The sequence below is a fragment of the Novosphingobium resinovorum genome (assembly GCF_036352595.1).
Lineage (GTDB): Bacteria > Pseudomonadota > Alphaproteobacteria > Sphingomonadales > Sphingomonadaceae > Novosphingobium > Novosphingobium resinovorum_B.
In genome coordinates this window covers 150,936-165,229 of the sequence record NZ_JAZFAX010000003.1, presented here as the reverse complement: position 1 = coordinate 165,229, position 14,294 = coordinate 150,936, and the positions used below count along the sequence as shown (strand labels likewise).

The 14,294-nt window shown below is 68.8% G+C and carries 10 protein-coding genes; 5 read left to right on the top strand and 5 right to left on the bottom strand.

Annotation, left to right across the window (positions count from 1 at the left end):
- The first annotated feature begins 62 nt into the window (after positions 1–62).
- Both V2S85_RS04995 and V2S85_RS04990 read left to right on the top strand, forming a co-directional pair.
- Positions 63–2,375: a fimbria/pilus outer membrane usher protein gene (locus V2S85_RS04995; protein ID WP_330701767.1), complete on the top strand. Its 2,313-nt coding sequence runs from the start codon at positions 63–65 to the stop codon at positions 2,373–2,375.
- Positions 2,363–3,367, top strand: a complete 1,005-nt coding sequence (locus V2S85_RS04990) for a spore coat U domain-containing protein (RefSeq protein WP_330701766.1) — start codon at positions 2,363–2,365, stop codon at positions 3,365–3,367. The genes V2S85_RS04995 and V2S85_RS04990 overlap by 13 nt, the downstream gene beginning before the upstream one ends.
- Here V2S85_RS04990 and V2S85_RS04985 read toward each other — a convergent pair whose 3' ends face one another.
- The 5 genes from V2S85_RS04985 to V2S85_RS04965 all read right to left on the bottom strand — a co-directional run bounded on the left by V2S85_RS04985 (position 3,368) and on the right by V2S85_RS04965 (position 10,721).
- Complete coding sequence (locus V2S85_RS04985; protein ID WP_330701765.1) at positions 3,368–4,096, bottom strand: GntR family transcriptional regulator; 729 nt, start codon at positions 4,094–4,096, stop codon at positions 3,368–3,370.
- A 6-nt stretch (positions 4,097–4,102) separates the two neighbouring features.
- Positions 4,103–4,993, bottom strand: coding sequence for an N-acetylmuramic acid 6-phosphate etherase (locus tag V2S85_RS04980; RefSeq protein ID WP_330701764.1), 891 nt, complete (start codon positions 4,991–4,993; stop codon positions 4,103–4,105).
- Positions 4,994–5,006: 13 nt separating this feature from the next.
- Positions 5,007–6,569, bottom strand: a complete 1,563-nt coding sequence (locus tag V2S85_RS04975; protein ID WP_330701763.1) for a sodium:solute symporter — start codon at positions 6,567–6,569, stop codon at positions 5,007–5,009.
- A gap of 200 nt (positions 6,570–6,769) precedes the next feature.
- Positions 6,770–9,469, bottom strand: coding sequence for a TonB-dependent receptor domain-containing protein (locus V2S85_RS04970; protein ID WP_330701762.1), 2,700 nt, complete (start codon positions 9,467–9,469; stop codon positions 6,770–6,772).
- A gap of 154 nt (positions 9,470–9,623) precedes the next feature.
- Positions 9,624–10,721, bottom strand: coding sequence for an anhydro-N-acetylmuramic acid kinase (locus V2S85_RS04965; RefSeq protein ID WP_330701761.1), 1,098 nt, complete (start codon positions 10,719–10,721; stop codon positions 9,624–9,626).
- A 176-nt stretch (positions 10,722–10,897) separates the two neighbouring features.
- Between V2S85_RS04965 and V2S85_RS04960 the strand changes: the two genes are divergently transcribed.
- The 3 genes from V2S85_RS04960 to V2S85_RS04950 are packed head-to-tail and all read left to right on the top strand — an operon-like array spanning position 10,898 to position 14,135.
- Positions 10,898–11,920, top strand: a complete 1,023-nt coding sequence (locus V2S85_RS04960; RefSeq protein WP_330701760.1) for an SIS domain-containing protein — start codon at positions 10,898–10,900, stop codon at positions 11,918–11,920.
- Between the two features lie 8 nt (positions 11,921–11,928).
- Positions 11,929–13,074 (top strand): N-acetylglucosamine-6-phosphate deacetylase, encoded by a 1,146-nt coding sequence (gene nagA / locus V2S85_RS04955; protein ID WP_330701759.1) that lies wholly within the window; start codon positions 11,929–11,931, stop codon positions 13,072–13,074.
- Positions 13,071–14,135, top strand: a complete 1,065-nt coding sequence (locus V2S85_RS04950; protein WP_330701758.1) for a beta-N-acetylglucosaminidase domain-containing protein — start codon at positions 13,071–13,073, stop codon at positions 14,133–14,135. The genes nagA and V2S85_RS04950 overlap by 4 nt, the downstream gene beginning before the upstream one ends.
- Positions 14,136–14,294: the final 159 nt, after the last annotated feature.

Sequence of the window (14,294 nt, the reverse complement as noted above, 5' to 3'; positions counted from 1 at the left end):
CGCTATCCCCGGCCGCCCGAACGGCCCTGAAGTCGGCCCTCACTACGGCGATCGCGAGCGCCGTGGTGCTGCCCCCGGGCCCGTCCCGCGCGGCCGAGGCACCGGCAGCCGCACCGGCGGCGGCGGATGCCGGGGCGTGGTCGGACCTGCCCCCGCCCCCGGCCCGCATCGACGTGGACGCCGACCAGCGGCTGCAACTGGAACTCGTCGTCAACGGCATGGAGAGCGGCATCGTGGTCCCCGTCGTCAAGCGGCGTGACCGCTTCGAGGTGCGCACCGCCGACCTGCGGCGCACCGGCATGCAGTTTGCCTCCCCTGCCGAGACGATCTTTCCGGACGACCTCGAAGGCGTCGCCGTCGATTATGACGCGGCGCGCCAGCAGTTGCACCTGACGGTCTCGCCGCGCTACCTGCCCAGCCAGCGCATCGGCGCGTCCCGCGAAGGCCTGCGCCGCGCCGCGCAGGATACCGGGGCGCTGCTCAACTACGATCTCTACGTCACCGGCGGCGGCAATGCGCCGACACAGGCCTCGCTCTGGCAAGAGGCGCGCGTGTTCGGGCCGATGGGCGTGCTGTCCTCCACCGGCGTGCTGCAGACCGGCACCGGGCGCCCCTTCATCCGCTACGACACCCACTGGCGCTGGTCGGACGAGCGCACGATGACCACCGTGGAAGCCGGTGACGTCATCACCCGCACGCTGTCCTGGGCCAGCGCCGTGCGGCTGGGCGGGGCGCAAGTCTCACGCGATTTCGCGGTGCGGCCGGACGTGGTGACCTATCCGCTGCCCGAATTCGCCGGGACCGCCGCCCTGCCCTCCACCGTGGACCTGATCGTCAACGGCCAGCGGATCGCGGGGAGCCGGGTCAATCCCGGGCCCTTCTCGCTCGATACGCTGCCGCCGATCAACGGGCGGGGAGAGGCGAACCTGATCGTCACCGACATGCAGGGCCGCAGCATCGCGACCTCGATGCCCTTCTACGTCAGCAGCACCCTGCTGCGCCCCGGGCTGACCGACTACTCGCTCGCCGCCGGAGCGTTGCGGCGCAATTACGGCCGCCGCAGCTTCGACTACGGGGCGATGGTGGCGGGCGGCTACGCGCGGCACGGACTGACCGACGGGGTGACGCTGGAGATGCGCGCCGAACTGGCGCAGGAACTGCGCCTGATTGGCGGCGGCGCGGTGGTCAAGCTGGGCAACTTCGGCGTCGCCAGCGCCTCCTACAGCCGCAGCTTCGGAGATGGCGCAAGCGGCGGCCAGCTGGCGCTCGGCTACGAGTACCAGACGCAGCGCTTCACGCTGGGCGTGCAGCATATCCGGCAGGACCGGGACTACCTCGACCTCGGCCTGATCGACAGCGAGCTGGACGGCGGGCGCGAGCGCACCACCGCCGCCACCGCCAGCCTGTCGCTCGGTTCCGCCGGGACGCTGGGGGTCGGCTACTTCGAACTGCGCGACCGGTCACGCGACACCACGCGTTTTGCCAATGCCTCGTGGGCGCTGCCGCTGTGGGGCCAGAGCCGGCTCTACGCCACGCTCTCGCGCGAGTTCGCGGATCGCGGCTGGTCGGGCGCGCTTACGCTGACCCTGCCGCTGGGCAGCGGCACCGTCAGCGGCGGAGTGACGCGCGACGAGCAGGGACGCATGGGGCTGCGCGCCGACTATAGCCGGCCGGTGCCGACCGACGGCGGCATCGGCCTCAACGCCAGCGCCTGGAGCGAGGACGGCGCCAGCCCGTACTTGCGCGGCGACGTGATCTGGCGGACCCAGCCGATCCAGCTGCGCGCGGGCGCCTATGGCCGCGATGCGGTGACCGGCTGGTTCGGCGCGAGCGGCTCGCTGGTGTTCATGGACGGCGCCCTGTTCGCCGCCAACCGCGTGACCGACGCCTTCGCCGTCGTCAACACCGGCGGCGAGGCCGGGGTGCCCGTCCGCTACGAGAACCAGCTGATCGGCGAGACCAACCGCCATGGCCAGCTGATGATCCCCACCGCCAGCGCCTATTACCCGGCCCGCTACGACATCGACACGCTCTCGCTGCCGCCCAACGTCAAGGCCACCGAAGTCAGCCGCAAGGTCGCCATCGCGGCGGGCAGCGGCCACGTCATCCGCTTCGACGTGGAGCGCATGACGCCCGCGCGCGCGATCCTGACCGACGCCGGGGGCACACCCCTGCCCGCCGGCGCGATCGCCACCACCGATCGCGGCGAAACCACTTATGTCGGCTGGGACGGCATGCTCTACCTGGAGAACGTGGCCCCGGACAACGCGGTGACGGTGCAGTTGCCCGCAGGCGCATCGTGCCGGGTGCGCTTCACCGCGCAGGCCAGCGGGGACGGCATCATCGATCTGGGGAGGCTGGCATGTCGCCCCTGATCCGCCGGTTGCTGGCCCCCGCCGCCGCGCTCTCGGCCGCGGTCCTTGCACCCGGCGCCGCGCGGGCCTGCACCGTATCGGGCTCCACCGTCGACCTCGGCGCCGCGAGTTCCTACACCGTGGCGAGCACCGCGCAGCAGGGGAGCGGCTCGGCCGGGCTGCAGTGCGACGTCACGCTGGCCCTGCTCACCACGCATTACGTCGGGCTGCGGCTGGAGGCATCGACCTTCCTGCTGACCGGGCCGAACGGGGCGACGATCTCCTACGTCGCCTCGTTGTCGCAGAACGGTGCGGCGCTGACGGTGGGGACGTTCCAGAACCTGTCCTCACTCGCCGTGCTGAGCCTGTTCGCGGGGACCAACAACGCGGTGCCGATCTATATCCGAACGGTCCCCAAGTCGGCGCTGCCGGCGGGGACGTACAGCGGCTTCATCGACTTGCGCTGGTACTACTCGGTCTGCTCGCTGGGCGCGGTCGTCTGCCTGAGCTATTCGGCCAGCCCCGCCTTCCAGCGGCCCGGCCTTGGCGGAACCGTGGTCTGGGGGACGGGCACGGCGGTGCGGGTCAACGTCCAACTGGTGGTGCAGAACGACTGCATCATCACCGCCCCCAATGCCGCCTTCGGATCGGCGCCGCTGGTCGGCAGCTTCAACCCGGTCACGCGCACGATCCTGATCCGCTGCAGCGCCGGAGCGGCCTATACGGTCGGCCTCGACAACGGCGCCAATGCCGACAACGGAGTGCGCCGGATGCGCAGCGGCACTTCCAGCAATTACCTGCGCTACGAAATCTACAAGACCGCCAGCTCCGCAGACCGCTGGGGGCCGACCGGCGCCGCCCGGCGCAGCAGCGCCACGGCGGACAGCAATGCCGGCACCTACGATTCGGTCACCACGCAAGGCTACACCTACCGCGCCGCGATCCTGCCGGGCCAGGTGACGCCGCCCGCCGGTTCCTATACCGACACGGTGCGGATCGACGTGACGTTCTGACTATATGTCCTTGAGTTCGCTCACGAACTCGTAGCGATCGCCGCGATAGACCGAGCGGGTGAACTCGACGATCCGGCCATCGGCGATGCGCGTGACACGCTCGATGCGCAGGACTTCGGAGTTCTGCTTGACGCTGAGGATGCCCGCCTCTGTCGGCGTCGCCAGCGAGGCCCGCACCCGCTGGATGCCCGAAGTCGGCCGGAATCCGTGGCTGTCCAGCGCCTGATAGAGCGAATCCCCCAGCGCATCGAGATCGGGCAGGAACTGCGCCGGGATCACCGCGTGCTCGATCGCCAGCGGCTCGCCCCCGGCCAGACGCACGCGCCCCAGCCGCGCCACCCGTGCGTTGCCCGATACTTCCAGCGCAGCGGCCTCTTCCTCGGTGGGCTGGGCGTAAGTCTTGTTGATCCACACCACGCCGGGCGCTTCCCCGCGCGATCGGGTATCGTCGCTGAAGCTGGAGAGCTTGCCGCCCGGCGTCTCGATCCGCCGCGCGACGAAGGTGCCCGAGCCCTGCTTGCGGACCAGCACGCCTTCCTCGATCAGTTGCTCGATGCCCTTGCGCACCGTGACGCGCGACATTCCCGCCATCTCGCTGAGATCGCGCTCCGACGGAAGCGCGCCGCCCGGATCGATGCCGCCGCTGCTGATATGCTCGCGCAGGGATCGCGCCAGCTGCAGGTAGAGCGGCCCGCCATCGTCGTTCCGGGTCAGGGGAAAGTCACGCATCGTCGGTCAGTCTCGCCCTTCCAGCGCCGTCAGGGCCTTGCGCAGATCGCCGCCGTGCGTGTCCAGCAGTGCCTGCCCCTCGGCGACGGACCGGCCGAGCGCGACGAGCACGCCGAGCCGGATTTCATTGTCCGCCACCTCAAGGGCCTGCGCGGCCGCCTCGGCGTCCACCCCGGCGATATCCTGAACCATGCCGCGCCCGCGTTGCAAGAGCTTCTCGTTGGAGATGCGCATGGCGACCATGCGCCCTTCGTAGACCAGCCCCAGCCGGATCATGATCGCGGTGGACAGCAGGTTGAGCATCGCCTTCTGCGCGGTGCCCGCCTTCATGCGGGTGGAGCCGCCGACGATCTCGCTGCCGGTGACCGCGCAGACCGGATGCTCGGCCGCGTCCAGCAGCACCGAACCGGCGTTGTTGGCGATGGCGATGGTAAGCGCGCCAAGGCTGCGCGCCTGCTCGATCGCGGCGAGCGTATAAGGCGTGCGGCCGCTGGCGGCGACGCCGATCACCACGTCATCGGGGCCGACGCCCGCCGCGACGATCTCCGCGCGGCCCGCCTCGACATCGTCCTCGGCGCCTTCGTAGGCTTCGGTGAGCGCGCTGACGCCGCCCGCCATCAGGAACACCATGCGCGTCATCGGCCAGCCGTAGGTCGGCCACAGCTCCGCGCCGTCCTGCACCGCAAGGCGGCCCGAAGTACCGGCACCGACGAAGACCAGCCGTCCGGTCCTGCCCAGCCGGCTCGCCGCCGCTTCGGCCGCGCGCGCGATGGCCAGGGTCTGCGACTGGAGCGCGGCGATCGCGGCCATCTGCCCTTCCAGCATGGCCTCGACGGCCAGCTCGGTCGGCCAGAGGTCGAGGTCGCGGTAACGGGGGTCGAGAGCTTCGGTTTTCATGGGATACCTTGGATCAAGTTGCGGCCACGATGGCCTTGCCGGAACCGGCAGGCACGACGCAGACCACGAAGGCCACGACGGTGGCGATGCAGAGCTGGAACGGGAACGACAGGCCGCTGAGCACTTCCGGCATCCCGATGGAATGCGCGATACCGGGCTGAAGCAACAGAACCGTGACGAAGCCGACGATGAGCGAGGCGATCACCGAGCCGGTCGTCCCGCGCGTGGTGAACAGCGCGGTGAAGTAGACGCCCAGCAGTCCCGCATAGGTGAACACCATCACCTGCAGCGCGAACTCCAGCAGGCCCATGTCGGTGTAGCGCTGCCAGTAGAACGAGACGATCGCCATCACGAACATCGCAAAACCGATCACGCCCATCCCTGCGCGCCCGGCGCTGACGTAGTGGTGCTCCGGCGGGCTCGAACGCTTCTCCTTCCACGGCCGATAGAAGTCCTGCACCAGCACCGAGGACATCGCATTGAGCGCCGAATTGGTGGTCGCCACCGCCGCCGCGCAGATGCCGATCGTCACGAGGCCGCGGAGGCCGCCCGGCAGCTGGGTGAGGATATAGTGCATGAAGATGCTGATCTTCTCGCCGCCGAACTGGTTCCCGGCGGACGCGGTGGCGCCGCCCATCAGGTCCGGCCTGTCGTAGAACACGTAGAGCAGCAGGCCGATCACGATGAACATGCCCACCACCGGCAGCGTCGCGAAGACGGAGAGGTAGAGGCTTTTGGCACCGGTCTTCGCGTCCTTGCACGACAGCAGGCGCTGCGTGGTGTCCTGGTCCATGCCCGCGTTGGCAATGTAGAGCAGCGAAAGCCCCAGCACGATCGCCAGCATCGAGAACGGCCGCGACAGGTCCATGGAAAAGTCGAAGAACTTCAGCTTGTTGACGCCTTCGGGCGTGTGCATCAGCCCCTGCACGATCTCTCCGGTCGAGGCCGGGATCGACAGCCGCAGGAACACCAGCACTGCGATGGCCGAGCCGAGGTAGACGACGAACTGGATGAGGTCGTTCCACAGCACCGACTTGAGGCCGCCGACGAACGTGAACAGCACGCTCGCCACGATCAGCACGGCGGCCGCGATCATGATCCCCTGCGCCTCGACGGTGCCGGTGATGACCATGGCCAGCGCGATCGCCGCCAGATAGACGCGCGCCCCGCCCGCGAACACGCGGCCGACAAGGAACATGCCGCCCGCCCAGCGCGTCGCCTTCTCGGAGAAGCGCAAGGTCAGCAGTTCGTAGGCGGTGGTCGCCTTGATCGCGTAGAAGCGCGGGATCATCACGTGCGCCACGAAGATCGCGCCGATGAGGCCGCCGATGTTGCCGCTAAGGTACGTGAGGTCGCCGTGGTAGCCGTAGTCCGGCCCGCCGAGGAACGTCGCGGCGGACTGCGTGGCGGACAGCACCGAGATCGCCGCCAGCCATGCGGGCACGCTGCCGCCGGCAAGGAAATAGTCATGCGCCGAGGCGGTCTTGCGCGGCGTGAAGATCCACCCGCCCGCGACCAGCAGCAGCAGGTAGGCGGCGATCACCAGCCAGTCCGCCAGGGAAAACGGCAGTGTCATCGCGATAGTCTCCGAAATGGGCGCTGGGCCTCGGGGGCTTCGACAAGCTCAGTCTGAGCGGTACTGAGAGTAAATCTCTAAATTCCGCTCAGGCTGAGCTTGTCGAAGCCCCCCGCGTCAGGGCGCTCCCCACAAAGAAAAAAGCGGGCGCCCGGCCGGAGGAGAGTTGGCCGGGCGCACCGTCAGGGGGGGAATGCTCCTCAGATTTGCGCGGTCAGCGAGAAGCCGAACGTGCGCCCGAGGATGTCGTACGTGTCGGGGAAGGTGTTGAACACACCGCCCGTCGACACGTAGGGGGGGTTCTTGTCGAACAGGTTGTAGATTCCGGCGGTCATCGTGATGCCCTTCTGGAACTCACGCGAGGCCGACAGGTCGAAGGTGTTCTGCGCCGAAATCGTCTCGGTCGAACCCGCAGCGCTCGACTTCACCTTGCCGATGCGCTGCCAGTCGAACTGGATGGTGCCACGGCCGAACAGCAGACCGACGCCCGCCGTGTGGCGATAGTCGGGCTGCACCAGCGTGGTGCCGTCGCTCGAACAGGTGGCGCCGAAGGTGCCCTTGCACTGCACCGCGCTGACCGTTGCGTTGGCCTGGATCGTGTACGAAGTCACGATGTTGCCCTGATAGCTGAAGCGCACGCCCACATCGCCCAGGAACTCCGGACGCGCCGTGTAGGTCGCCGAGATGTCGAAGCCGCGCTGAACGATGCGGCCCAGGTTCTGGTTGTTGACGTAGGCATCCTTGAAGGTGCCGTCCTCGTTGCGCGTCACCAGGGCGCACAGCGGATTGCTGGCCGAAGGGTTGGTGATGTAGCAGCTGGTGATCGCCGCGATCGGCTGGATCACGCCGACCGCGCCCTTGAGGTTCATCTCGTACCAGTCGAGGGTGGCGTTGAAGCCCGGCAGGAAGGTCGGCGTGAAGACCGCGCCGATCGTCTTGGTCTTGCCGGTTTCCGGCTGCAGGTCGGGGTTGCCGCCGTAGTAGTAGTTGCCGGTCAGGTAGCTCGCCGAAGTCGAGTCCGCCGAACCCACGGCCGGGGCGCCGAAGCGCGCGCACTGCGCGGCATCGCCGGTGCCCAGCACGCACGGATCGCCGCCGTAGCGCGGCTTCAGGCGGTCGACGGTGACAAGGTTGCTGAACGGCAGCGAGGAGACGCCGCCCGCGAATTCACCGAAGTTGGGCGTACGCAGCACGCGCTGGAAAGTACCGCGAACCCGCAGGTTGCCATCGACCTTCCAGTTGGCCTCCATCTTCCACGTGCCGTGCGTGCCCCACAAGTCGTACTTCGACAGGCGGTAGGCGCCGCCCACGTCGAACTTCTCGATCAGCGGCAGGTCGTGCAGCACCGGGATCAGCACTTCGCCGTAGAGTTCGACAACGTCGAACTTGCCCTTGTAGGCCGCCTGCACGCCTTCCTTGTACGTGTTGCCGGTCAGCAGCGCGCTATCCTGGCCGATGCTGGCGGTCTCGCGGCGGTATTCGACACCGGCGGCGAAGCCGATCGGACCGGCGGGGAGCGAGAACAGCTCTTCCGACGTACCGCTCAAGGTGCCGGCGGTGACGAACTGGTCGCGCTTGCGGTGGAAGCTGCTGATGTCGCTGGTCAGGCCGTCGATCAGGCCCTCACTCGAGAAGATGTCACCCATCGACGCCAGCGTGGCGAAGTTGTTCACGCCCGAAGCGTTGTTGACGAGGCCGTCGCCGGTGATCTCGGTGCTCTCGGTCGAGCGCCCGTACTGGGCGTAAACGTTCCAGTTGATCGCGCTGGTCAGGGCACCGCGCAGGCCGGTCTGGGCCTGGAAGGTGTCGCGATCGGTGTGGTACATGATGATCTGGTTCAGCGAGCGCGAGACGTTTACTTGCGCGGTGCCGTTCACGAACGTCAGCTGGTTGCGAATGTCATCGGTGAGGTACGGGTTGCTCTCGCTGACCGAAACGGTGCGGCTGAGCGCGACCGGGGTGGCGCCGACGGTGCCGGTCTCGGTCGAGCGCGAGTTGTTGAACATCGCGCGGCCGTAGACTTCGATCGCGGGGGTCAGCTCGTACTTGAACAGCGCGGCGGCGTTGATGCGCTTCAGGCCCGAAGTCAGCGGATAACGGCTGCTGATGTTCGAGGTCGAGGCGGGCGAATCGGTGAAGGCGCCGCTGTCGGTGAAGCCGAAGGTGTTGCCGCTGGCCACGTCGGTATAGACGCCGCCGGTGCTCGGGATCGTCGAGTTGGGCGTCGTCGCCCAGTCGCGCTGGCCGGCGCGGATCATGTCGCGCTGCGTGTAGTCGAGGGCGACGACCACATGGCCGCGATCGCCCAGGCCGGTGCCGACCATGACCGAACCGCCGTACTGCGCGCCGCCATGCTCGGACAGACGCGCCGCCGAAGTGCCGCGCACGCCTTCGAAATCGTCGTTGAGGATGAAGTTGACGACGCCCGCGACCGCGTCGGCGCCGTAGACCGCCGCCGCGCCGCCGGTCAGCACGTCAACGCGCTTGATGAGCGAGGCCGGGATCGAGTTCACGTCCATCGAGTTACGGAAACCGAACGGGGTGCCGCGGGTGCCGTCGATCAGCACCAGCGTGCGGCTCTGGCCGAAGTTGCGCAGTTCGAGGACTTGCGCGCCGAAGGCGTCGCTACCCTGCGAACCCTGGCGCACACCGCCCGAAAGCTGGGGAAGCTTGGTCGAGAAATCCTCGATCGTCAGCGCCGCCTGCAGCTTGATCTGCTCTTCCGAAGTGGAGGCGATCGGACTGCTGGAGGTGTTGCCCGGCATCTTGATGCGGGTGCCGGTGACGATGATGTCGTTGCCGGTCGCCGAATCGTCCGCCGACTGGGCATAGGCGGGCGCGTGGGCCAGCGCGACGACCAGCGCGGCCATGGCAACGGCATTCCTGTGAGACTTAACCATCGGATTCCCCTTCATATTTCCAATATCCCTGAACCCAGTCACCGCTCGATCCCGTCATGGTGCGACCCAAGGACTCGGCAGCGTTTTTGCTGGATTTTTGCATCAACCATACCGGTTCCAATTTGTAAAGTACCGGTATTGTATTGGTGTTATATTAGGCTGCCAGAGCCTCGGGCCGCCAGAGGGTGCCGCCGGTCAGCGGCGCCGCGACCCCGGTGGTGCCGGGATAGGTCAGCGGCAACCCCCGCAGGGACCGCGCCGCGAGGAAGGCCATCGCCTCCGCCTCGACGAAATCGCTGCGCAGGCCGAGGTCGTCGGCGGTGCGGCAGATGCCGAGACGATCCCGCAGCGCCTGCATCAGCACCGGGTTGTGACAGCCGCCGCCGCAGACCACCCAGAGCTTCGGCGCCTCAGGCAAGCTGCGCGCCGCCAGAGCCACCGAATCCGCCGTGAACGCCGTCAGCGTCGCCGCCGCGTCCTCCAGCGAACAGGCGTCGGCCCAATCGAGCGGAAAGTCGTAGCGGTCAAGCGACTTCGGCCCCTGCCCCCGGAAATGCTCGTGCGAGAGAAGCTGCGCCAGCACCGCCGCGTCCACCCGGCCCGCCGCCGCGAAGCGCCCGCCATCGTCGTAGCGCCCAGCCCCGCGCGCCTGCACCACCTGGTCGATCAGCCCGTTGGCAGGCCCGGTATCGAACGCCACCAGCTCGCCCTGCCCACCGATGTACGTGACATTCGCCACCCCGCCGAGGTTGAGGAACGCCACGGGACCTTCGAGCCCCAGCTTCGCCGCCAGTGCCGCGTGATAGGCCGGCACCAGCGGCGCGCCCTGCCCGCCCGCCGCCAGATCGTCGAGCCGCATCTGACCCACCACCGGCGCGTCCAGCGCATCCGCGAGCGCCTGCGCATCGCCGATCTGCACGGTCAGCGCCCGCTCGGGCCGGTGCAGCACGGTCTGCCCATGAAACCCCACGAGATCGGGCCGCCGACCCGCCCGCGCGATGACTTCCCGCGCCGCCCGCACATGCACCTGATGCACCACCGCCGAGGCCGCCGCAAATAACGCAGGCGCCTCGCCGAACCCGTTCCACGCCAGCGCCTGCGCAGTGGCATGCTCGATCACCGACCGCTCGGCATCGGAAAACGGCGCGAGGAACGCCGGACCGAATCCCTCGATCCGCTCGCCGTCGGTCTCGACCAGCGCCGCATCGACACCGTCGAGCGAAGTCCCGCTCATATATCCGAGCACCAGCATGCGTACGCCTCCGCCGACATGATGCCGACTTGCAGACGCGGCATCCTAGAATGAACGGGCGGACAGGTATCATCTCCGTCACGAATGACAAAACCAATTTAATGCCACTTGTGTAAAATCGGCAAACTGGTATCAGTCATCGCATGCACTCAACGACACTCAACAGCGCCACAAGGATGGCACAGGAGGCCAACGAGGCCCCCGCACGCGCCGCGCAGCAGCTGCGCCTGAACGCCGATCTCGTCCGCGACGCCGGCCGCACCCTGCGCGACCTTGCCCCGCCCTTCGCGGCGACTCTGGCGCGCGGCAGTTCGGATCAGGCTGCCGCCTTCGCCAAGTTCCTGCTTGAGACGTGCGCGGGCGTGCCCACGCTCAGCCATGCGCCTTCGATCGGCTCGCTCTACCATGCCACCTCGGCCCGGTTCGCGGGCGTGCCGCTGATCGCGATCTCGCAGTCCGGCCGCAGCCCGGACCTCATCGCGGCGGCCGAGGATGCGCGCCGCCAGGGCGCGGTGGTGATCGCCGTGGTCAACGACACCGCATCGCCGCTGGCCGATCTCGCGCAGATCGTCATCCCCGTCCATGCCGGTCCCGAAACCAGCGTCGCGGCGACCAAGAGCTTCGTGTGCACCCTCGTCGCGCTCGCCCATCTGGTCGCCGAGTGGAGCCAGGACGCCGCGCTGCTCGCCGCGCTGGAAACCACCGGCGAAGTGCTGCAGCAGGCTGCGAACGCCGATTGGACCGGCGCGGTGCCGCTGCTAAAGGACGCGAGCGAGATGCTCGTGCTCGGCCGTGGCCCCACCCTGCCGATCGCGGGCGAAGCCGCGCTCAAGCTGAAGGAAACATCGAGCCTGCATGCCGAAGCCTTCTCCAGCGCCGAAGTGGCGCACGGTCCGATGACTCTGGTCGGCGCGGGCGACCCGGTGCTGGTGCTCGCCCCGCTCGACGCCGCGCGCACCGGCCTGCACGAGCGGCTGGCGGACTTCGCCGCGCGCGGTGCCAACGTGATCGCCGCCGGGCTCCCCGAGGACGTCGCCCCCGCCGGAACGATCCTGCCCTTCGCGACGGACAGCCACCCGGTGCTCGGCGCCATCGCCCAGATCCAGAGCTTCTACGCGCTGGCCGAGGCGCTTTCGCTGGCGCGCGGGCGCAACCCCGACAGCCCGCCGCATCTCAACAAGGTTACGCGCACCCTATGACCGGCCCTATGAACGGCACTGCTCTCGTCGGCGCCCGCATCGTGCTGGCCGATCGCGTGGTGGAGGGGCAGGCGCTGCTGCTCGACGGTACGCGCATCCTCGGCCTTGCCGACACCGTGCCGGCCGATTTCACGGCCCATGATCTGCGCGGCGGCTGGCTGCTGCCGGGCTTCATCGACACGCAGGTCAACGGCGGCGGCGACGTGCTGTTCAACGACATGCCCAATGTCGAGGGCATCCGCGCCATCGCGCAGGCGCACCGCCGTTACGGCACCACCGGCCTGCTGCCCACTCTCATCAGTGACTATGCGCCGGTGGTCGAGGCCGCGATCGCGGCAGGTGAGGAAGCGCTGGCGGCGGGCGTACCCGGCGTGCTGGGCGTCCACATCGAAGGACCGCACCTCAACCCGGTGAAGAAGGGCATCCACGACGCGCAGCGTTTCAGCACCGTGGACGACACCGTCGTCGCGCGGCTGGCCGCGCCCTCCAAGGGCCGCCGCATCGTCACCCTTGCCCCCGAACTGGCGCCCGAGGGCGCAGTGCGCGCGCTGGCGGAGGCGGGCGTGCTGGTCTGCGCCGGGCACAGCCTGGCCGACTACGACCAGACCCGCGCCGCGCTGGCCGAGGGGCTGGTCGGCTTCACGCACCTGTTCAACGCGATGACGCAGTTCCTCAGCCGCGATCCCGGCATGGTCGGCGCCGCGCTGGAGGACCGCGCCAGCCACTTCGGGCTCATCGTCGACGGGCTCCACGTCCATCCCGCCTCGCTGCGGGTGGCGCTGGCCGCGCGCGGCATAGAGGGCGCGATGCTGGTCACCGACGCGATGCCGCCGGTGGGCGGGCGCAGCAACCGCTTCTCGCTGATGGGCCAGGACATCGCCGTCGTCGACGGCACTTGCCGGGGCCCCGACGGCACGCTGGCCGGATCGGCGCTGACGATGGCGCAGGCCTTGCGCAACGCGATGGACATGCTGGGCTGCGACATCGTGACCGCCTCGCGGCTGGCGAGCGGCAACCCCGCGCGCTTCCTGCGCCTCGACCACGAGACCGGCGGGATCGCGCCCGGCCTGCGCGCCGACCTCGTCCACCTGAGCGAGACGCGCCACGTCACCGCCACCTGGATCGGCGGCGCGCGCGAGGACAGCCGCGAATGATCCCGGAACTGGGTCTGATCGAAGGCCGCTTCGGCCGCATCTGGGACGAAGCCGAGCGCGGGTACGTAGTGCGCACGCTGGCCGATGCGGGCTACGGCTTCTACCACTATGGCCCCAAGGCGGACCGTCCGCTGCGGCGCGAATGGCGCGTGGCCCACACTCCCGCGCATAGCGAGGCGCTGGCCCGGCTGGGCGCCGAAGTGCGCGGCGCAGGCATGCGCTTCGGCATCGCAATCACCCCCGTAGGCTCGACCCACCCGTTCGACGACGAGGCCCGCGCCGACCTGAAGCGCCGCGTCGCCGACCTCGACGCGATCGGCATCGACGACCTTTGCGTGCTGTTCGACGACTTGCGCGGCGACATGCCCGAACTTGCCGCGCGGCAGGCCGATGTCGTCAACTTCTGCGCCGACCTCACCCATGCCTCGCGGGTCTATACCTGCCCGACGTACTATTCGGACGACCCGGTGCTGGACCTCGTCTTCGAACAGCGGCCGCAGGACTATCTGGGCGAGATCGGGCGGCGGCTCGACCCGGCGGTGCAGGTCTACTGGACCGGCGAGGAAGTCTGCGCGAAGGCAATCGAGCCCGCCCATCTGGAGCGCGTGGCGGGCGAACTCGGCCGTCCGGTGTGCCTGTGGGACAACTGGCCGGTGAACGACGGCGCCCGCATGTCGCGCTTCCTGCACTTGCGCGCCTTCACCGGCCGCAGCGCCGATGCTGCGCAGCATATCACCGGCCACGCGATCAACCCCGCGATCCAGGCACACCTCGGCTGCATCCCCGCGCTGACTCTGCCGATGCTCTACGACCAGCGCGAGCGCTACGCCTATGGCGCCGCCTTCGCTGCGGCATCGCGGGCGTTGCTGGGCGAGGAATTCGCGGCGATGCTGCAGCAGGACATCGCCGCGCTGCAGGACGTCGGACAGGAGCGCCTCGGCGCCCGGGCCGAGCGGCTGCGGGCCCGCTACCGCGCCATCGACCACCCCGCCGCGCGCGAAATCCTGCGCTGGCTGGACGGCGACGACCTGATGACCGACGACGAGGTGCAGACGCAGTGAAGCGCATCCGCGAACTTCTCCTGCAACACCGCTCCCTCGTCATTGCGAGCGCTTCCTTCGTCATTGCGAGCACAGCGAAGCAATCCAGGGCCGCACAAACCGCCCTGGATTGCTTCGCTGCGCTCGCAATGACGAACGGGGGTGACGTACTCGGGGCGG